The following is a 20,898-nucleotide window of genomic DNA, read 5'->3' as shown; positions in this document are numbered from 1 at the left end:
CTCCATCTCTAAAGCACCACGAGATGGTTGGGCAGTTCGTCCAAATCATCCGGCCTGGGCGGAAAATGGGCCGCGAGGATGTTTCCGCAGTCTGCAACCGCGGCCACCAAGCCATCAGCGAGGCGTCCGGCCGCGATGTCAGCGGTGAGCCGGTCTATGATCGTCTGCCAGGTCGACGGCGCAACCTTGGCGGCAATTCCCTCATCCGCCAGGATGACGGCACAGCGCTCGGCTAGAGAGACGAAGAGCAGCACGCCGGTGCGTCCCTCGGTGGTGTGAAGATTGCGCGCCAGGAACTGCTCAGCCGCCCGCCGATGAACTCTCAGCTCCCGCAATCGCTTCGGAATGACGAAACGGCGCAGGCCGGGCATGCTGAAGATCAGCGCGAGCACAATGAACAGCGCGAGCTGAAGAGTGTAAATGTCCGCCGTGCCGAACCGGGTCAGGAATATCAACGGGAACGGCAGCAGCAGCGCCGCAAGGCTCGCCCAGAGTATCGGGATGTAGATATAGTCATCGCTCTCCTGGGCCAGCACGGCGACAATCTCGCCGCTGGTCTTGCTCTCGGCCTGGGTGATCGCATCATTGATGCGCGCGGTATCGCCGGGTTTCAACATCACTCACCAACTGCCGGAGGCGCCGCCTCCACCGAAGCTGCCTCCGCCACCGGAAAATCCACCACCGCCGAAGCCGCCGCCGCCGAATCCACCGCCGAAGCCGCCAGGGGTGATGATAATGGGAAAGTTGCCACCGCCGCGCCGGCCACCGCGCGCGCCGCGGGATGCTCTGATGATCATAATGGCCACAAACAGCATGAAGAGCAGGGGGAGCAGGTCATCGAGGCCGAAATCCCTGTCATCCTGGATCTGCTGGGGGGCGGATGCGGGCTCATCGCCCTTCACCACGGCGCTGATATCGTCCACAGCGGCATTGACACCATCTGCAAAACGGCCCTGGCGAAAAGCGGGGACAATGGCGTTCTCGATGATGACCCGCGAGGTCGCATCGGTCAGCACACCTTCGAGCCCGTAGCCGACCTCGATAGAGACCTGATTTTGCGAGGGGACGATAAGCAGAAGGACACCGTTGTTCTTGTCCTTCTGCCCAAGCTGCCAGTAGCGGCCCAGCTGATAGCCGTAATCGCGGATCTCGTTGCCATCCAGTGACCGGATGATCGCCACCACGAGCTGGATACCGGTCTCACGCTCGAGCGCCTCGAGCTTGGATGAGACCTGAGCCGCCTGCTCGGGCGTCAACATCCCCGTCTGGTCAACCACCCGTCCCGTCAGCGGGGGGAAATTAGGGGCCGCATAGCACAGCGCAAACCAGAAGGTGCTCGCGGCGATCCAGACCACGAAATAGGCCAGGGCGCGCCAGACCGGGTGGAGGGGCTTGCCACCGCCGATGCTGCTGTCGCTCATTGTGGTCCAGTCCTAATCAGTTGAACTGCACCTTGGGCGCCTGCTGCTCCTCGGTCGGGATATCGAACTCCGCCATGGGCTTGGCATCGGGATAGAGGAAGCTGGCCCACCAGCGACCCGGAATCGTCAGAAGTTCGGTGTTATAGCGCCGGACCGCCTCGATATAGTCGCGCCGGGCGACCGCGATACGGTTTTCGGTTCCTTCGAGCTGCGATTGAAGCGCAAGGAAGTTCTGGTTGGACTTAAGGTCAGGATAGTTCTCAACGACCGCAAGCAGGCGGGACAAGGAACTGCCCAAAGCATCCTGCCGCTCCTGGAATTGCTTCACCAGGTCGGGATTGTTCAGCGCGTCCGGCGGCAGGGTCATCTGCGTGGCCTTGGCCCGCGCCTCCACCACCGATGTGAGCACGTCCTTTTCCTGGGCCGCATAGCCCTTCACCGTCTCGACGAGATTGGGAATAAGATCTGACCGCCGCTTGTATTGGTTGAGAACTTCGCTCCATGCGGCCTTGGCCTGCTCCTGATATGTGGGAATTGTATTAATTCCGCATCCAGACAGCAACACAAATGTAAATAATGTAGCGAAGACAAGAGACAGCTTGCGCGCGAGATCCATCATATGACTGATCCTTGAGAACATATCGGCGCAGAAGCCGACACTGTATTCATTATAGGGGCTTTAGATTGGTATTTTCTTGACTCGCACCTGACCGCCACAGACTCAGCACCGTGCCCGACGCATTTTGTCACGAGCTGTACTCGTCTCGTTGGCGTGCTGACTGAGTCGTGCGGGCTTTTAGCTGATCGTTAACGGTTTGGGAAGCGGGGCCTTAAGGCAATTGGAGATAGACTCGGACAGCGTTGGCAAATCGTCATCGTTTCCACCTATGCCCAGACAAATCGATTGGCGTCTGCTTTGGCCCGGTTTAATAGGCGCTACTGATCGGCCATTCGGACGCGCTCGCCGTCCCGTCATGGATCGCGCTCATGATCAATGCCTACATGCTCACCAATGGAACGCTGGCCCGGATCAACTGGTCGCCGAAAGATGCCCTGCCAGACACGGTCATCTGGATCGACCTTCAAAATCCGACAGCGGATGAAGAGACCTGCGTCGAGACCGCATTGGGCGTTGACATTCCAACCCATGAGGAAATGTCCGAGATCGAGGTCTCGAGCCGACTTTACCAGGAGGATAATGCTTACTTCCTGACCGCTGCCGTGCTGTCGCGGGCCGATACGGGCTCACCCTCGCTCGAGCCGATCACCTTCGTGCTCATCGGCCATCGCCTCGTGACGGTGCGCTATTCCGATCCCATGCCGTTCCGCGCCTTCGCCGCCCAGGTTCAACGGCCCGGCTATGGCGTCGTCACCGGAGAAGGCGTGCTCGCCGGGTTGCTCGATGCGATCACTGACCGAATCGCCGACTTGCTCGAGGCGACGCAGCGAACCCTCGATGGTGTTGCCCAGGAGATCTTCTCGAAGGAGGATCCGGCGCGCGGCAGCCACGGAATTGACTACCAAGACGTGCTGCGGCGCGTTGGCACGAGCCAGGTGCTGGTCAGCCGGGTTCGCGAAAGCCTGCTCACGCTCTCGCGGTTGAGCGCTTTTCTAAGCCGACCCGGTGGTCAAAAGGCGGATAAAGCCCTGGCGCGCAGCTTCAAGACCGTGGCCCGTGACGTCATGGCCTTGTCGGATCATGCCCTGTTTCTCACCAGCAACATCAATTTCATGCTGGATGCAACGCTCGGCATGATCAATATCGAGCAGACCGGCATCATCAAGATCTTCTCGGTGGCCGCGGTGGTCTTCCTGCCCCCCACCTTGATCGCCTCGATCTACGGCATGAATTTCTCTTTCATGCCGGAGCTGCATTGGTCATTCGGCTATCCCTTCGCGATCGGACTCATGGTCCTCTCCGCGATTCTGCCTTATGTCTATTTCAAGCATAAGCGCTGGCTTTGAGCTGCGGGTTCACCGGGCAAGCGAGCGATATTCGGGATTGGGCCGCATATCGACCGCGGAGGCCATGCGGTTCGACATATTGAAGAAGCTCGCGACCGCCGCGACGTCCCAGATATCGCGGTCGCTGAGGCCCTGCCGCCGCAGGGCTTCCCGATCGGCTTCCTCGATCTCGTGAGGCCGTTCCGTCAGTTTCACCGCAAAATCGAGCATGGCCTTCCGGCGCGGATCAAGATCCGCCGCCCGGTAGTTCATGGCGATCATCTCGCCAAGCTCCGGATCATTCGACAGCTGACGAACAGCCGCCCCGTGCGCGGTGAGGCAATAATAGCAATGGTTCACCGAGCTGACGGCCACCGCGATCATCTCACGCTCGAGCTTCGTCAAATTCGAATCCCCAAGCATGAGATCATTATACATATCGATGAAGGCCTGCAGCTTTGCTGGATCGAATGCATAGGCCTTCAGCACATTGGGAATGAAACCCAGCTTCTCCTCGCATTTGGCAAAATAGCTCTGCTGTCGCTCCGTCAGCTCGCCTTGCTTCGGCAGATCCAGCGCCATCACCTTATCGCTCGCAGCCATCATCCGAACCCTCTGTTGACCCAGCACAGTCTGAGACTGACAGCCGATGCTGGCGCGATCAATCTTGCCATGCCTGATCAAAAACCCGGCATGGCTGCCCATGCCTGGCTAAAATCTAGGCATACTGAGCGCCAAAAGCTGCACCCGGTCGTGGCCGGCGCCAGGTAAGTCCCCCGCTGCAACGGCTTTTCTGCCAAACCATCGCCGTGGCACGAAGGTTGATTCCCCTCCTCACGGTCATAGCAGCGCGTCGATATTGGCCTGACATTGGGGACCGGCGCGCAAAGGGGAAAGTCCAAACAACCATGCAGCCAATTAGGAAGATTACGGCAGGCCTTGCCTCACTCATTCTCGCGATTGCCGCCTTCAGTTGGCCGGCCGCAGCACAGGATGCAACGCCAAGCCTCAATTCCGGTGATACGGCCTGGATGCTCACATCGACGGTCATCGTGCTGATGATGACGATCCCCGGCCTTGCCCTGTTCTATGGCGGTCTTGTCCGCAAAAAGAATGTTCTCTCCACACTCATGCAGAGCTTCACGGCCTGCTGCCTCTTGACGATTGTCTGGATGGTGATCGGCTATTCTCTCGCCTTCACCGATGGAGGAGCCGTCAATGCCTATGTGGGCGGCCTCAGCAAGATGTTCCTCGCAGGCGTGGAAAAAGCGGCGCTCAGCGGCACGATCCCCGAGACGGTCTTCATGACCTTTCAGATGACCTTTGCGATCATCACCCCGGCGCTCATCTGCGGCGCCTTTGCTGATCGCATGAAGTTTTCCGCTTTGCTGTGGTTCCTGGCGATCTGGCTGATCGTGGTCTATGCGCCGATCACGCACTGGGTGTGGGGCGGTGGCTTCCTCGCCGGCGATGGGGTGCTTGATTTTGCCGGTGGCACGGTCGTGCACATCAATTCGGGCATTGCCGCTCTGGTGGCAGCCCTCGTGCTGGGCAAGCGCATCGGCTATCCGACAGAGCCAATGGTGCCCCATAATCTCGTGCTCAGCCTGATCGGCGCGTCCATGCTGTGGCTCGGCTGGTTCGGCTTCAATGCCGGCTCGGCCGTTGGCGCCAATGCGACCGCGGGCATGGCGATGGCGGTCACCCAGATCGCCGCCGCGGCAGCAGCGCTCGCCTGGATGTTCGCGGAGTGGGCCACGCACAAGAAGCCCAGTGTTCTCGGCATCATTTCGGGCGCCGTGGCAGGGCTTGTGGGCATCACGCCAGCGGCCGGCTTCGTCGGCTTTGTCGGGGCCCTCTGGATCGGAATTGCCTGCGGCCTCATCTGCTTCTGGGCAGCAACCAGCCTCAAGCGCGCCCTTGGCTATGACGACTCGCTCGATGTGTTCGGCATTCACGGCGTGGGCGGCATCGTCGGCGCCATACTTACCGGCGTCTTTGCGGTGGAGGCCATTGGCGGCACGCCCGGGGCGCTCGAAGGCAATGTCGGGCAGATCTGGACGCAGATCTGGGGAATTCTCGCCACCGTCATCTGGAGCGGTATCGCAACCTTCGTGATCCTCAAGGTCATCGATCTCGTGATCGGATTGCGTGTCAGCCGGGAGACCGAGATCGACGGGCTCGACCTCAACCTGCACGGGGAAGTGGTCCCGTAATCAACAAGCTCCACTCAGGCGGCAAGCTTTCCAGCAGCTTCCGCCTGACCCCGTCGGGGAGGCCCCAGGATTGGTTCCCCTTCCAGTCCTGGGGCTTGTCATGTGTGGAATTCCGGAGAAGGCCAGATAGGTATTTACGCCTTCTTAACCATACGGGCCCATGCTGCCGGCTTGGTACAGGTGTCCGGATTCTTGCTTCTTCCGTGCAAAGAACGTGAACCGCGGCGCTAGATGTGGCCCTCGCGACAAGGTGTGCTTTGCGTGGATTGCGCATATGCCTTTCCGAGCTGCAAACTGCATGCGGGTGAGAGGGAATGGCGCGTAGAAAGCCATTGAAGGCTGACAGTTCGCCGGTGCCGGCAAAGCTGAAGGTCTTCATGCGAAACCGGTTATCGGAACTCGGCGGGCTCGCCCTGCTCGCCGCTGCGATGGTGATGGCGCTGAGCCTGGCGAGCTGGTCGGTGAATGACCCGAGCCTCAATCACGCGGTCGACACGCCTCCGCGCAACTGGCTCGGCTATCCCGGTGCGATCGCCGCCGATATGGCTATGCAGCTGTTGGGGCTGGCCGTGCTCATCCTGCTCACCCCGGCAATCGCCTGGGGAACCCGGCTCGTGAGCCATCACCCGATCACCCGGATCATGCGGCGCCTGATCAGCTGGGCGCTGGCGGTGATCCTGGGCGCAGGCATGTTCACGCTCCTGGCAAGGCCGGGATCCTGGCCATTGCCGACGGGACTTGGCGGGCTTACCGGCGATCTTGTGGGCGATACGCTGACAGCCCTCCTAGGTGTGGTCCTCGGTCACAGCCTCGGTGCATTTCTCTCGGCCATTCTGCTCGGATTGGTGATGGTCTTTGCCTTGTGCCATGCCTGCATGGTGGACACGGAAACCGTGCTGAGGCTCGCAAGGGTGTTCGGCGAGGGGGCGTATGATGCTGCCGAGCGCTTTGCGGGTGGCCTCTCGCATCTGTTCCTGCGGAGCCAGACCTTGCTCGGCAGGCGCCGCCATGCGGTCGCGGGTCCCGTTTCGAGCTTTGCCAGCCGGCTGATACCAGGTCGCTCGCCGCGGACCGCTTCCGCCTATGCCCGCTCCGCTTTGGATGCACTCAAGCAACACATTCCGCCAGGGGCGGATGAGGGCGAGATCGATCTGCCAGCGCCCCTGGTGCGCGCAAGTGGCGATCGGGTCGAGCCTGTTCTCGTGCGGGCCTATGGATCCGGCGGCGACAATGCCGGCTTCGACAATCAGGGGCTAGAAGGCAGCGAGACTGGCGATGGCTGGGGCCTCGATTCTCCCGAAGCGGACGAGGACTATATCGGGCGCGAGCGTGGCACAGACGGTGCCCAACTCATTTCCCGCACCGATGCCCCCCTTAAACCCGGCCGGCGAGCCCGGAAGGAGGCCCAACCCTCCTTCCCTTTTGCCCAGGAAAGCACATTTGAATTGCCACCGCTCGCCCTCTTGAGCGAGCCCAAGCAGCAGCGCCGCGGGGTCGAGCTCAGTGACGATGCCCTTCAGCAGAATGCCCGGATGCTCGAGGGCGTGCTGGAAGATTTCGGGGTGCGGGGACAGATCATCAATGTTCGCCCGGGGCCTGTGGTCACGCTCTATGAGCTCGAGCCGGCCCCCGGCATCAAATCGTCCCGGGTGATCGGCCTTGCGGATGATATCGCCCGCTCGATGAGCGCAATTTCCGCCCGTGTCGCTGTGGTTCCCGGCCGCAATGTGATCGGCATCGAGCTTCCCAACTCGCGCCGCGAGACGGTGTTCCTGCGCGAGCTGCTCGCTTCCGACGCCTTCGAGAAGACCAACCAGGATCTTGCTTTGGCGCTCGGCAAGAATATCGGGGGTGAGCCAGTCTTTGCCGACCTTGCCCGCATGCCGCACCTTCTGATCGCGGGCACCACCGGCTCGGGCAAATCCGTCGGGATCAACACCATGATCCTGTCGCTGCTCTACCGTCTGCCGCCCGAGAAATGCAAGCTCATCATGATCGACCCCAAAATGCTGGAACTGTCGATCTATGAGGGCATTCCGCATCTTCTAACCCCTGTGGTCACCGACCCCCATAAGGCGGTCGTCGCGCTCAAATGGGCGGTGCGGGAGATGGAAGACCGCTACCGGAAGATGTCCAAGGTGGGTGTGCGCAATATCGACGGCTTCAACACCCGCGTGGAGCAGGCCGCGAAAAAAGGTGAGACCCTGACCCGGGTGGTGCAGACCGGTTTCAACCCGGAGACGGGCGAGCCCATCTACGAGCAGGAAGAGATGCCGCTTGCGCCCCTGCCCTTCATCGTCGTCATCGTGGACGAGATGGCCGATCTGATGATGGTCGCGGGCAAGGATATCGAAGGAGCAATCCAGCGGCTCGCCCAAATGGCACGTGCCGCCGGCATTCATCTGATCATGGCCACTCAGCGCCCCTCGGTCGATGTGATCACCGGCACGATCAAGGCCAATTTCCCGACTCGCATCAGCTTCCAGGTCACATCCAAAATCGATAGCCGTACAATCCTTGGTGAACAGGGCGCGGAACAGCTGCTCGGCCAAGGCGACATGTTGTACATGGCAGGCGGCGGCCGCATCACGCGCCTTCATGGCGCCTTTGTTTCGGATCAGGAAGTAGAAAGCATCGTCGATCACTTGAAATCACAGGCAGCTCCCGAATATCTGCAGGACATCACTGAGGAGATCGAGAACGACAGCGGGGCAGGGCCATTGGCCGATGCAGGTGCTGTGGATGACTCAGATGATATCTACGCGCAGGCGGTCGCTGTGGTGCTTCGGGATCGCAAGGCGTCAACCAGCTACATCCAGCGCCGGCTGCAGATCGGCTATAACCGGGCAGCGTCACTGATCGAGCGGATGGAGCAGGAAGGCATCATCAGCCCTGCCAATCATGCGGGCAAGCGAACAATCCTGGTCGGCGAAGGCCGGGATGCGGAGGACTAGAGCATTTTCGCGCGAAGCCGTTACCTGCGTGACGAAAGTGCGACCGAGCAAGAGGTGGAGCGGTTTCGCAGACCGGAGAGAAGCGAAAACGCTCTAGAAGAAGTGTTTTGGCGGATGGAGCTCTTCATGGGCAGCACGAGATCCGCCATGACCAGATCGACCGAATGGAGCGAGAAACGGCCATGTTCACCATTGCCATCCGGCGCGCACCACGCGCCCTGAAATCTGTCTTTGCAGCTGGGGCTCTTGCGCTGGCAACAATCGCCGTGACGGGCAGCGCCGTTTCGGTCGCACCCGCGCTCGCGGCGCCCGCCCCGAGACTGACGGCGGATCAGGCGAAGTCTGTGCAGAGCGTCTCTGACTATTTCAACCGTTTCTCGAACATTCAAGGCGAGTTCGTTCAAGTTGGCCCCAAGGGCCATGTCTCCCAGGGTCTGTTCTATATTAGCAAGCCTGGCAAGCTGCGCTTCGAATATGCCCCGCCCAATCCCTTCCTCGTGGTGGCAGACGGCAGCTATGTCATCGTGGCCAACAAGAAGAACGAGAAGACGGACTATTATCCCCTGTCCAAAACACCGCTGCAGCTGGTGCTCGCGCCGAAGGTGAACCTGCTCGATGAGGCCAAGGTGGTCGATGTGAAGCGGCAGGATAACCTGGTCGCCATCACGCTCGAGGATAAGTCGGCCTTCGTGCCGGGGCAGCTCATTCTCGTCTTCGATGAGCAGAAACCCGAGCTCGTTCAATGGATCATCGTGGATGGAGATGGCAATCGCACGACCATCTCTCTCTCCAATATCACCACCAACGTGGCCCCCGATCCCAAGTTGTTCGTGTTCAATGCTCCGCGCCGGATTGATACGCGCGAGCGGCGCTAAACCGATTCTTCTGAGAGAATCAAGGGGATGGCCGGCGTTTGCAGGAAATATTCACTCAATCACGAAATTTTTTTCAAGAGAGTGATTGAAACGCAACAGGCAATGGGCCATTTATGGGGGGTAGCGGTTGTTTCCCCCTCTCTCTCAATGGCCAAACTGCCCCCCGCTCGATTGGCCATAGAAACAGCTGCTAAAGCGTCGGTATCCCCTCCCGACGCAGAAAGCGCACAAGCGCTGGGCGCCCGGGCCCCCGACCGGGCGCCCTTTCTTTTTGGAGCAGCCCTTGCGCTCCATGCCGCCGCCCGCTAGAGCTCTCCTGCATCTTCTTAGAGACAGTAGGACCTCCCGAGCAAAGAATGCGACTGAAGATCGCCACCTGGAACATCAACTCGGTGCGGCTGCGCATCGGGCTTGTCGAGCGCTTCCTCAGGGATCACCAGCCGGACATTCTCTGCCTGCAGGAAATCAAATGCGTGGATGGCAGTTTTCCCACCCGCATGTTTCACAGCCTCGGCTATAGCCATATCGCCTTACGTGGGCAGAAGGGCTATCATGGGGTTGCGACGATCTCGAAGGTGCCATTCCTCGACGTCACCCACCGTCTCTTCTGCGAGAAGGATGACGCGCGCCATATCTCGGTTGTGATCAACGGCGCCCAATCCCCTGTCGTTCTTCACAATTTTTATGTGCCAGCCGGGGGTGATGAGCCCGACCCGGTGATCAACGACAAGTTTGCTCACAAGCTCGCCTTCCTCAAGGAGATGCAGAGCTGGTTTGCGGATGCGAGCGCGCATCCGTTGCCTATGGTCATGGTCGGCGATCTCAATATCGCACCGCTCGAAACGGACGTCTGGTCCCACAAGCAGCTGCTCAAGGTGGTGAGCCATACCCCGATCGAGGTTGAGCATCTCGATGCAGTGCGTGCTGCCCATGATTGGGTGGATCTGGTGCGCTGTCACATTCCACCGGAGCAGCGGCTTTATACGTGGTGGAGCTACCGGGCCCGCGACTGGGCCGCCGCCGATAAAGGGCGCCGGCTCGACCATATCTGGGCAAGTCGGGCCCTGGAAACCAAATGCACGGCGGCCCACGTGGTGCGGGATGCCCGAGGCTGGCCTCAGCCCTCAGATCACGTGCCCGTCATCGCGGAATTCGATCTGGCCTGAGCCCACGCCGCTTGACGTCTTTACGGATATACCTGGCGCTACTGAGAGAAGAAGGCACCGAGCCTGATCTGGATATTGTCGGCCACCTCAAGTGCTGCGCGCTCCACCGCATTGCGATGGGCCTGCAGATTGGCAAACTCCGACGGCACGCGGTCATATGAGACCCGCGAGAAGGTCTCGCCACTGAGGATGCTCGCCCCCGTGCTGAGATCGACCAGACGATAGGCAACGGTGAGCGTATAGGACATCCGGTTGACGTCGGTATTGCGCTCGATCGAGATGTCGAAGTCGCTCTCGGCCAAGCTGAAGTCGAGCCGGTAGCGCTCGGGCTGCCCCTGGCCGACCGGTGCGATCCGGTCAAGCAGCGCATTGCGGACGAGCTGACCCGGCCGGCTGTTCTGCTCGGCAACGGCTATCCCAGCAAGCGTCACCGCAACGGAAGACCCACCGGCTTGCGTGGCATACATGGGCTTGAACCCGCAGCCCGCAAGCGGCAGACCTGCCAGAGCGAGTATCACGGCGAGTGCCGCTCGCGCGCGACGATTTGCCAAGAGTATCCCCTCTATTGGTCAGACCGGCCGCCCCGCGCGGCCGGATCATCGGCTTTCCCTGCGATACCAGCCGCTAGGCTCACCGCAAGCTCATCACACCACGACATTCACGATCCGATCGGGCACGACGATCACCCGTCTCACCGGCTTATCACCGATCGCCCGGCGGACATTATCAAGCTTCAACGCGGATGCTTCAATCTCATCCTTTGCAGCACCGCGCGGAATGGTGAGATCATCACGCCGCTTGCCATTAACCTGCACGGCGATGGTTACCGTATCATCCACAATGAGCTCGGCATCCGCCTCCGGCCACGTCACGTGGGCGAGCAGCGTGTCGTGCCCGAGCACCTGCCAGCAGGCCTCGGTCACATGCGGCATCATCGGATTGGCGATCTGAACCATGATCTCCGCCGCTTCACGCAAAGCCCAGGCGAGATCGGGCTCGGGCTTCACGTCGGTGCGGATAGCCCCCTGCATCGTGTTGGCGAGCTCGTAGATGCGGGCGATCGCCCGATTGAACCGCAGGCCCTCAATGTCCTGGCATACCGCGTGCAGCGCCCGATGCGCAGCTTTGCGGATGCCCAGCGCCTCCTGTCCGAAGGCTTTCGGCATTTCACCGCGGGCAGGCGTCGTCTCGGCGATCTCATTCACCATCCGCCAGAGGCGCTGGATGAAGCGATAAGCGCTTTCGGCGCCAGCTTCCGTCCATTCCATGTCGCGCTCGGGCGGCGTATCCGATAGCATGAACCAGCGGGCCGTATCGGCACCGAACTGCTCGATGATCGCTTCCGGGTCCACCACATTGCGCTTCGATTTGGACATGGACTCAACCGGTCCTACCGTGACCGGCTCGCCTGTCTTGGCATGAACGGCGCCGTTCTCGCCAAGCACCACCTCTTCCGGGTAGAGCCACCGGCCTTGCGCATCCTTATAGGTCTCATGACACACCATACCTTGCGTGAAGAGGCCGCTGAACGGCTCGTCGAGATTGATGTGACCGGTGCGCTTCATGGCGCGCACAAAGAAGCGTGAATAGAGCAGATGCAGGATCGCGTGTTCGACACCGCCAATATACTGGTCGACCGGCATCCAGTATTGAGCCGCCTCCGGTGTGACCGGGATTTCCGCCTGCGGCGAGCAGAAGCGGGCGAAATACCAAGCCGAGTCGATGAACGTATCGAACGTATCCGTTTCCCGCGTCGCATCAGCCCCGCAAGTTGGGCATTTCACATATTTCCAGGTCGGGTGATGGTCGAGTGGATTGCCGGGTCTGTCGAAGGTCACATCCTCCGGCAGGGTGACCGGAAGCTGTTCTTTGGGCACAGGCACGACGCCGCATTGCGGACAGTGGATGACTGGCACCGGACAGCCCCAGTAGCGCTGGCGTGAGACACCCCAATCGCGCAGGCGGAAATTGACGGTGCGCTCACCTGTGCCATTGGCCTCCATGCGCCGGGCGACTTCGGCCTTTGCATCGGGAACGCTCATCCCGTCCAGGAAATCCGAATTGATGAGGACGACCGCGTCCCCTTCCGTATCGGTAAATGCCTCATCCCCAATGATGAAAGTGGCAGGGTCCACGTCACGCGGGGCGACAACCGGCAATACAGGCAAGCCATACTTACGGGCGAAATCGAGGTCGCGCTGGTCATGGGCGGGGCAGCCGAAGATCGCCCCTTCCCCATAGCCCATCAGCACGAAATTGGCGGCATAGACCGGCAGCCTAACCTCCGGCCGGAAGGGGTGGCGCGCATAGATGCCAAGCGGCATGCCGCGCTTTTCCGCCCGCTCGATTGCTTCCTCGCTGGTGCCGAGTGCTGCACAGTCCGCACGGAAGGCGGCAATCTCAGGCGACCGCTCGGCCAGATCGCGCGTGAGCTCATGGTCGGCAGCAACCGCACAGAAGCTCGCGCCGAAGATCGTATCATGCCGCGTGGTATAGACCGTCAGCCGCTCGTCCAGCGGGGTTCCATCCTCACGCTCGAGCGCGAAGGAAAAGCGCAGGCCCTCGGATCGACCGATCCAGTTGCGTTGCATGAGGCGCACTTTTTCCGGCCAGCGCTCGAGCGTGTCGAGCGCGTCCAAGAGCTCCTGAGCATAGTCGGTGATCTTCAAGAACCACTGCGCGAGCTCGCGCTTTTCAACCGGCGCGCCCGAGCGCCAGCCCTTCCCATCGATCACCTGCTCATTGGCGAGCACCGTGTTATCGACCGGGTCCCAATTGACCATGGAGACCTTGCGCTCGACCAGCCCTGCCGTGAGGAAATCGAGAAACATCGCCTGCTCATGGCGGTAATAGGAGGGATCGCAGGTGGCCAGCTCCCGGCTCCAGTCGAGCGACAGACCCATGAGCTTCAGCTGGCGACGCATGGTCGCGATATTGTCGTAGGTCCATTTCGCGGGATGGATGCCGCGCTCGATGGCCGCGTTCTCGGCGGGCATGCCGAATGCATCCCAGCCCATGGGATGGAGCACGTTGAAGCCCTTGGCCCGCTTATAGCGTGCGGTCACATCGCCCATGGTATAGTTGCGCACGTGCCCCATATGGATGCGCCCGGAGGGGTAAGGGAACATCTCAAGCACGTAATATTTAGGCTTGTCAGAGCCTTCGCTCGCCTCAAAGCAGCGTTTCTCCTCCCACTGCTTCTGCCAATGGGGCTCGGTCACACGCGGATTGTAGCGTTCCATCAGGATCGGCCTTGTTTCGTGCCGCAGAATGGTTAGGAAAAAGGCGGCTGGCTGCTCGACTTACACGGACTTTATGGGCCCTGCAAGTCGCGGCCTTGCTTAAAGCATGCTGCTTAGGCCAGGAAAGGACAAATGGTGACACTTGCCTCCGGTTCAATTGCTCATCGAGGCCTTGCCGATGTGATTGCGAGGATCGAAGCGGCCTGCAAAGCGGCGAACCGCTCGGCCCAGGATGTCACCCTCATTGCGGTCTCCAAGACCTTCGAGCCCGAGGAAATCGTGCCGGTTATCGAGGCGGGCCAAAGGGTGTTCGGCGAGAACCGGGTACAGGAGGCGAAATCGAAATTTCCGCACCTATGCGAGCGTTTTTCCGATATTGAGCTTCACCTCATCGGGCCGTTGCAGACGAACAAGGTGAAGGAGGCCGTAGCCCTGTTCGATGCGATCCATACGGTCGACCGACCAAAGCTCGCAGCAGAGCTTGCCAAGGAGATGGAGAAGCAAGGGCGCAGGCCCAAGCTGCTCGTGCAGGTCAATACGGGGGCCGAGCCGCAAAAGGCCGGCGTGCTGCCTCAGGATGCGGACGCATTCCTCAAATCCTGCCGGGAGGAATGGGGGCTTGAGATCGCGGGCCTCATGTGCATCCCGCCAGTTGAGGAAGAGCCGGCGCTTCACTTCGCGCTGCTCGACAAGATCGCCAAACGGAATGGACTGGCCGAGCTCAGCATGGGCATGAGCGGTGATTTCGAGACCGCGATTGCTTTCGGCGCCACCTATGTGCGCGTGGGCAGTGCAATATTCGGCGCGCGAGCCTATCCTGCGACCCCAGGCTAACAAGCAGAGCGTGTCGCATTCGGCTTAACCACCGTCGCTGCGCCTTGTGCCTTCCCTTATGCCGCCCCTATTCTCGGGATCAGCGAGACATACTGGGACAGGGCGGTTTCATGAAAAGCCAAGCACGGGTGGTTGTGATCGGAGGCGGCGTGGTCGGCGTATCCACGCTCTATCACCTGGCCAAGAAGGGCTGGCCGGATGTGGTGCTGGTCGAGCGCAAGGAGCTGACCTCCGGTTCCACATGGCATGCCGCGGGGCTACTGCCTCTGTTCAACATGAGCTATTCGGTTGGGCAGATCCATAAATATTCCGTGGCCCTCTACAGGACGCTGGAGGAGGAAACCGGCCAGCATGTAGGCTTCAGGCAAGTTTCCAACATCCGCCTCGCACGCACCAGGGACCGGTGGGACGAGTATATGTATTACGCCGGCATCGCCAAGACGATCGGCGTCAAGGTCAACGTGCTCACGCCAGAGCAGGTCAAGGAAATCTGGCCGCTGGCGGTCACCGATGGGCTGCTCGGTGCCATCCAACATCCCGATGACGGCTATATCCAGCCGGCTGATTTAACCCAGGCGCTCGCCCGCGGCGCTCGTAACCGGGGTGCGGAAATCTATCGCAACACGACCGTCATGGGCATCGAACAGAAGCCGAATGGCGAATGGCTGGTGAAGACGGACAAGGGCGACATCACCGCCGAACACGTGGTCTCGGCCAGCGGCAATTTCGCAAGACGCACCGGCGCCATGGTCGGGCTCGACATCCCCGTCATACCGGTCGAGCATCAGTATATCGTCACCGAGCCCCACCCGGCGATCATCGAGCGGCAAAAGGCCGGTCTGCCCGAGATGGGTGTGCTGCGGGAATCCGACAGCTCCTGGTATATGCGCGAGGAGAATGGCGGATTACTGCTGGGGCCCTACGAGGTGGGCGCACCGGTCTGCTATGTGGACGGCCCGGGGGATCAATCCGAATATGAGCTGTTTCAGGAGGACCTCGAACGGCTCGAGCCTCATATCGAAACGGCCATCGCGCGGGTGCCGGCCTTTGGTGAGGTCGGCATCAAGAAGGTCTATAACGGGGCGATTGCCTATACGCCGGACGGTTCGCCCATTATCGGCCCGGCCTGGGATCTCAAGAATTTCTGGCTGAACGAAGGTCATTCCTTCGGTGTGACCGCAGCGGGCGGCGCCGGCTGGCAGCTTGCGGAATGGATCATCGAAGGGGAGCCCTCGATCGACATGATGGGCGTTGATCCCCGGCGCTTTGGTCCTTACGCCACACACGGCTATCTCAAGCGGAAAAATGAGGAGGCCTATGCCAATGTGTTCACCGTGCACTATCCCGATGAGGAGCGCGCGGCGGCGCGGCCGCTGAAACGCGCGCCCTGCTATGATCGCATGAAGGCGCTGGGGGCGGTGTTCGGCTCGGTCTATGGCTGGGAGCGCCCGAACTGGTTCGCCCCGAAAGACTTGAGCCTCTCTGCGGAGGATCTCAACCAGCCGAGCACCTTGCTGCATGAAAATCATCCCCCGGCAAAGCCGGGCGAGCCCATTCGCGAGAAATGGAGCTTCCGGCGGTCGAACTATTTCGAGCATGTCGGGCGCGAGGCGCGTCATGTGCACGAGAGCGTCGGGCTTCTCGACATGTCGGCCTTTGCCAAGTTCGAGGTCTCGGGGCCCGGTGCAGAAGCCTGGCTCGACCATCTTGTCGCCAATCGTATCCCGAAGAAGGTCGGACGTATCGCGCTCACCCATATGCTCTCGCAAAATGGCGGGGTCCGCTCCGAATTCACCATCTATCGGGCAGGACCGCAGAGCTTCTATCTCGTTTCCGCCGGCGCGCTTGAGCGGCATGATTATGACTACTTGCAGAAGAACCTGCCAAGGGATGGGAGCGTTCGGCTCACCAAGGTCACGAGCCAGTATGGCGTGCTGGTGCTGGCCGGCCCGCACTCCCGCGATGTGCTGGCCAAGCTCACCGATACGGATCTCTCCAATGCCGCCTTCCCATGGCTCTCGGGCAAAATGATCAATGTCGACATCGCCTCGACCCTGGCGATCCGCGTCAATTTCGTCGGTGAGCTCGGCTGGGAGCTGCATCATCCGATCGAAATGCAAAATACCATCTTCGATGCAGTGATGGCGGCTGGTGCCGAGTTCGATATCAAGCCCTTCGGCATTCGCGCCATGGACTGCCTGCGGCTCGAGAAGTCATACCGATTGATCCCACGGGAGCTCTCGATCGAATATTCCGCCCTCGAATCGGGTTTGCACAAATTCGTCAGCTTGAATAAGGGCGACTTTATCGGCCGGAATGCCTTGGCCGAATGGCAGGCGCGGGGTTTCCGCAACCATCTCGTCACGCTTGAGGTACATGACGTGACGGACGCGGATGCCCGCGGCTCCGAGCCAGTCTACAGGAACGGCAAGCTGGTTGGACGCGCGACGTCGGGCGGATATGGCTGGCGGGTCGGCAAGTCCCTGGCCATGGCAATGGTCCCACCCGACATGGCCGAGATCGGCAATAGCTTCGAGATCGAGATTTTGGGCAAGCGGCATGGCGCGACGGTCATACCGGAGTCACCATTCGATCCCGAGAACGAACGGCTGCGTGCCTGATCGGATCGCACCCGTTCTGAGAATTGTTTCACGTGAAGCAAGCCTGGCTCAGATGAGCCGGGGCTTGCTCGTCAGGCACTCTTCTTGGTCTTTGCCCGGTTATTGACGAGGTCGTCGACCACGCTCGGATCAGCCAAAGTTGAGGTATCCCCGAGATTGGCGAAGTCATCCTCGGCGATCTTGCGGAGGATACGCCGCATGATCTTGCCCGAACGGGTCTTGGGCAGGCCCGGTGCGAACTGGATAACATCGGGCGAGGCGATCGCGCCGATCTCATTGCGCACCCATTGGCGTAGCTCCGCCCGCAGCTCCTCGCTCGGCGTCTCACCCGCCATCAAGGTCACGTAGCAATAGATACCCTGGCCCTTGATGTCGTGGGGAAAGCCGACAACAGCCGCCTCGGAGACTTTGGGGTGAGAGACGAGCGCTGATTCGACCTCGGCCGTGCCCATGCGATGGCCGGAGACATTGAGAACGTCATCGACCCGGCCAGTGATCCAGTAATATCCATCCGCATCCCGGCGGCAACCATCGCCGGTGAAATACTTACCCTTGTACGTCGCGAAATAGGTCTGCACGAAGCGGTCATGGTCGCCATAGACCGTGCGCATCTGCCCCGGCCAGGAATCGAGTATGACCAGATTGCCCTGAGTCTCGCCCTCAAGGACATTGCCATCGGCATCAACAACGGCCGGCTTGATGCCGAAGAATGGCAGGGTCGCCGAACCAGGCTTAAGAGCCATGGCGCCAGGCAAGGGCGAAATGAGGATGCCGCCGGTCTCGGTCTGCCACCATGTATCGACAACGGGGCAGCGACCATCGCCCACCACCCGGTGATACCATTCCCACGCCTCCGGATTGATCGGCTCACCGACGCTTCCGAGCAGGCGCAGGCTTGCCCGGCTGGTCTTCTTCACGAACTCATCGCCCATGCCCATCAGCGCGCGGATGGCGGTCGGGGCGGTGTAGAAGATGTTGACCTTGTGCTTATCGATGACCTGCCAGCAGCGGGATGCATCGGGATAGGTCGGCACCCCTTCGAACATCAGCGTGGTCGCGCCATTGGCAAGCGGCCCATAGACGATATAGCTGTGGCCTGTGACCCAGCCCACATCAGCCGTGCACCAATATATGTCATTCTCGTGGTAATCGAAGACATATTGGTGGGTCATGGAGACGAAGACCAGATAGCCGCCGCTGGTGTGCAACACGCCCTTGGGCTTACCGGTCGAGCCGGAGGTATAGAGAATGAACAGCGGATCTTCCGCATTCATCTCCTCAATCGGGCAATCCGCGGCAGCCTTCTCATACTCCTCGTGATACCAGATATCGCGCCCGGTCTGCCAAGCGATAGGCGCACCGGTATGACGGACCACCAGCACCTTCTCGCCGCCCGCCGTCTTTTCGAGCGCCTTATCCGTGTTAGCCTTGAGCGGGATCTTGCGTCCGGAGCGGATCCCCTCATCGGCAGTGATGATGAATTTCGACTCCGCATCAACGATCCGGCCGGCCAGAGAGTCCGGTGAGAACCCGCCGAACACCACAGAGTGAATGGCGCCGATCCGCGCGCAGGCGAGCATGGCATAGGCAGCCTCCGGGATCATCGGGAGGTAAATTGTCACTCTGTCGCCGCGGCGGACGCCATTGGCCTTGAGCACGTTCGCGAATTTGCAGACTTGCGCATGCAGCTCGCGATAGGTGATGTGCTTGCTGTCCTTAGGGTCGTCCCCCTCCCAGATGATCGCGACCTTGTCGCCCCGCGTCTCCAAATGGCGGTCGACGCAATTGGCACAAACATTCAGCGTGCCATCCTCATACCATTTGATCGAAACATCGGGATAGGCATAGCTGGTGTTCTTCACCCTGGAATAGGGCTTGATCCAATCAATCCGCCTGCCGTGCTCTCCCCAGAACGCCTCCGGATCGCTGAGGGATGCCGCATACATCTCCTCATATTTCGTGCGATCAATCAGGGCGCGCCGCTTCCATTCGTCCGGAACCGGGTAGAGCTTCTGGTCCGTCATAACAAATCCTCCCGACGGCTTATTGACATCATATTGGCCCCGCGGGGTCATCGGGGCAAGCCGTGCGACTGTCCGATGGGTCAACAGTCAGGCGCCACACAGCCGTTCGCTTGATCTCGGCATCTTCGAGATCACGGCTGACCGGCACCTGATATTCCATGAGCCGCTCCAGGCGGTCGCGCGGAAGATAACTGCGTCCTGGATCACCAATCAAGACCAAGGCGCCATCACGGGCATGTTCACCCAGCCAGGCGACCACCTTATCGGCCATGGGCTGCTCGTAGCAGACATCTCCCGCCAAGACGACATCAAAGCGTTCGCGCGGCAGCGCGAGCAGATCGCGGGTTTCCGTTTCAACAGAAACGCTGTTTGCCGAAGCGTTGAGCGCGATGGCCGTCTCAGCAAATGGTTCGATATCGGCGGCGATGACCCGGCCGGCACCGGACAGGGCGGCTACGATGGCGACAATGCCGGAGCCCGCGCCGAAATCGAGCACCCGGCGTCCGCGCACGATCTCGGGTCTATCAAGGATATAGCGCGCGAGCGCCTGTCCGCCCGCCCAGGCAAAGGCCCAGAAGGGCGGCGGCAGCCCCATGGCGCCCAGCTCTTCTTCGGTTTTGCTCCAAAGCGCCAGCGCCTCATTGGCGAGGTAGAGCCGAATGGCCGGCGCATGAGGTACGGCTAAGAGTTCGGTATTGGCGCGGATGAAGGCCTCGCGGCCAGCGCGGTCCATCGGCCGCAGCAGTGATCCTTTGCCCCCTCCTGGCGAGGAACCGGTCACAGCCGCAGCGTGATCATCAGAATTCGCGCTCCACCATCAGCTTCTTGATCTCGGCAATGGCTTTCGCCGGGCTGAGATTTTTCGGGCAGGTCTGCGCGCAGTTCATAATGGTATGGCAGCGGTAGAGCCGGAAGGGATCCTGCAGCTGGTCGAGACGGTCGCCGGTTGCCTCATCGCGGCTGTCATTGATCCAGCGATAGGCCTGGAGAAGGGCGGCGGGGCCAAGGAAACGATCGCTATTCCACCAATAGCTAGGACAGGAGGTCGAGCAGCAGGCGCACAGGATGCACTCATAGAGCCCATCGAGCTGGTTGCGGTCCTCGCTGCTTTGCAGCCACTCCTTCTCGGGCTCGGGGCTTGTGGTCTTGAGCCAGGGCTCGATCAGCCGGTGCTGCGCATAGAAATTGGTCATATCCGGCACAAGATCCTTCACGACCGCCATATGTGGCAGCGGATAGATCCTCACGGTGCCCTTGATGTCATCGATCGCCTTCAGACAGGCGAGGGTATTCACCCCGTCGATATTCATCGCACAAGAGCCGCATATACCCTCCCGGCAGGAGCGGCGGAAGGTCAGCGTCGGGTCGATCTCATTCTTGATCTTGATGATGCCGTCCAGCACCATCGGCCCGCAGCTATCGAGATCGACATAATAGGTATCAAGGCTCGGGTTCTTTCCCGCCTCCGGATCATACCGGTAGATCTGGAATTCCTTCACCCGCTTGGCGGATTGCGGTTTCGGCCAAGTCTTGCCTTTGGTGATCTTCGAGTTCTTTGGCAGTGTCAGCTGGACCATTGGTCATCCGCATCATTGAATTCA

At 60.6% G+C, this 20,898-nt stretch carries 16 protein-coding genes; 7 read left to right on the top strand and 9 right to left on the bottom strand.

The genetic code is table 11. The annotated features are described in order from the left end of the window. Positions 1–8: 8 nt before the first annotated feature. From RCF49_RS13370 to RCF49_RS13360, 3 genes are read right to left on the bottom strand one after another with little or no spacing between them, the layout of a single operon-like run. Positions 9–617, bottom strand: coding sequence for a TPM domain-containing protein (locus RCF49_RS13370; RefSeq protein WP_342644196.1), 609 nt, complete (start codon positions 615–617; stop codon positions 9–11). 3 nt (positions 618–620) lie between these two features. Beyond that, positions 621–1,421, bottom strand: coding sequence for a TPM domain-containing protein (locus tag RCF49_RS13365; protein WP_342640381.1), 801 nt, complete (start codon positions 1,419–1,421; stop codon positions 621–623). 16 nt (positions 1,422–1,437) lie between these two features. Beyond that, positions 1,438–2,037, bottom strand: coding sequence for a LemA family protein (locus tag RCF49_RS13360; RefSeq protein WP_432807403.1), 600 nt, complete (start codon positions 2,035–2,037; stop codon positions 1,438–1,440). A gap of 371 nt (positions 2,038–2,408) precedes the next feature. Here RCF49_RS13360 and RCF49_RS13355 point away from each other — a divergent pair, with 371 nt between their 5' ends. Beyond that, positions 2,409–3,386 (top strand): magnesium transporter CorA family protein, encoded by a 978-nt coding sequence (locus tag RCF49_RS13355; protein ID WP_342640379.1) that lies wholly within the window; start codon positions 2,409–2,411, stop codon positions 3,384–3,386. A gap of 9 nt (positions 3,387–3,395) precedes the next feature. Here the strand turns inward: RCF49_RS13355 and RCF49_RS13350 are convergent, their stop codons facing one another. After that, positions 3,396–3,971, bottom strand: a complete 576-nt coding sequence (locus tag RCF49_RS13350; RefSeq protein WP_342640378.1) for a peroxidase-related enzyme — start codon at positions 3,969–3,971, stop codon at positions 3,396–3,398. 302 nt (positions 3,972–4,273) lie between these two features. Here RCF49_RS13350 and RCF49_RS13345 point away from each other — a divergent pair, with 302 nt between their 5' ends. The 4 genes from RCF49_RS13345 to xth all read left to right on the top strand — a co-directional run bounded on the left by RCF49_RS13345 (position 4,274) and on the right by xth (position 10,576). Then, on the top strand, positions 4,274–5,581 hold the full coding sequence (locus tag RCF49_RS13345) for an ammonium transporter (RefSeq protein WP_342640377.1): 1,308 nt from the start codon (positions 4,274–4,276) through the stop codon (positions 5,579–5,581). Positions 5,582–5,895: 314 nt separating this feature from the next. Beyond that, positions 5,896–8,535, top strand: a complete 2,640-nt coding sequence (locus RCF49_RS13340; RefSeq protein WP_342640376.1) for an FtsK/SpoIIIE family DNA translocase — start codon at positions 5,896–5,898, stop codon at positions 8,533–8,535. Between the two features lie 107 nt (positions 8,536–8,642). Next, positions 8,643–9,410 carry a LolA family protein gene (locus RCF49_RS13335; protein WP_342640375.1) on the top strand — a complete coding sequence of 256 codons (768 nt, stop codon included), beginning with the start codon at positions 8,643–8,645 and terminating at the stop codon, positions 9,408–9,410. Positions 9,411–9,766: 356 nt separating this feature from the next. Continuing rightward, a complete protein-coding gene (gene xth, locus RCF49_RS13330; protein WP_342640374.1) occupies positions 9,767–10,576 on the top strand; it encodes an exodeoxyribonuclease III in 810 nt (269 codons plus the stop codon). 38 nt (positions 10,577–10,614) lie between these two features. Here xth and lptE read toward each other — a convergent pair whose 3' ends face one another. Then, complete coding sequence (gene lptE, locus RCF49_RS13325; protein ID WP_342640373.1) at positions 10,615–11,127, bottom strand: LPS assembly lipoprotein LptE; 513 nt, start codon at positions 11,125–11,127, stop codon at positions 10,615–10,617. Between the two features lie 93 nt (positions 11,128–11,220). Next, positions 11,221–13,818: a leucine--tRNA ligase gene (gene leuS / locus RCF49_RS13320; protein ID WP_342640372.1), complete on the bottom strand. Its 2,598-nt coding sequence runs from the start codon at positions 13,816–13,818 to the stop codon at positions 11,221–11,223. Positions 13,819–13,950: 132 nt separating this feature from the next. Here leuS and RCF49_RS13315 point away from each other — a divergent pair, with 132 nt between their 5' ends. Then, the gene (locus RCF49_RS13315) at positions 13,951–14,652 is read left to right on the top strand and encodes a YggS family pyridoxal phosphate-dependent enzyme (protein ID WP_342640371.1); all 702 of its coding nucleotides are present in this window, start codon (positions 13,951–13,953) and stop codon (positions 14,650–14,652) included. A gap of 110 nt (positions 14,653–14,762) precedes the next feature. Continuing rightward, positions 14,763–17,273: a GcvT family protein gene (locus RCF49_RS13310; protein WP_342640370.1), complete on the top strand. Its 2,511-nt coding sequence runs from the start codon at positions 14,763–14,765 to the stop codon at positions 17,271–17,273. A gap of 71 nt (positions 17,274–17,344) precedes the next feature. On the opposite strand, the gene acs is transcribed toward RCF49_RS13310, so the two are convergent. From acs to RCF49_RS13295, 3 genes are all read right to left on the bottom strand, one after another. Further along, complete coding sequence (acs, locus tag RCF49_RS13305) at positions 17,345–19,297, bottom strand: acetate--CoA ligase (RefSeq protein WP_342640369.1); 1,953 nt, start codon at positions 19,295–19,297, stop codon at positions 17,345–17,347. Between the two features lie 28 nt (positions 19,298–19,325). Beyond that, a complete protein-coding gene (locus RCF49_RS13300) occupies positions 19,326–20,030 on the bottom strand; it encodes a class I SAM-dependent methyltransferase (protein WP_342640368.1) in 705 nt (234 codons plus the stop codon). A gap of 64 nt (positions 20,031–20,094) precedes the next feature. Next, complete coding sequence (locus tag RCF49_RS13295) at positions 20,095–20,874, bottom strand: succinate dehydrogenase iron-sulfur subunit (protein ID WP_342640367.1); 780 nt, start codon at positions 20,872–20,874, stop codon at positions 20,095–20,097. Positions 20,875–20,898 lie beyond the last annotated feature (24 nt).

It is taken from the genome of Rhodoligotrophos sp. CJ14, from assembly GCF_038811545.1.
Lineage (GTDB): Bacteria > Pseudomonadota > Alphaproteobacteria > Rhizobiales > Im1 > Rhodoligotrophos > Rhodoligotrophos ferricapiens.
This window is presented reverse-complemented; position numbering and strand designations above follow the sequence as displayed.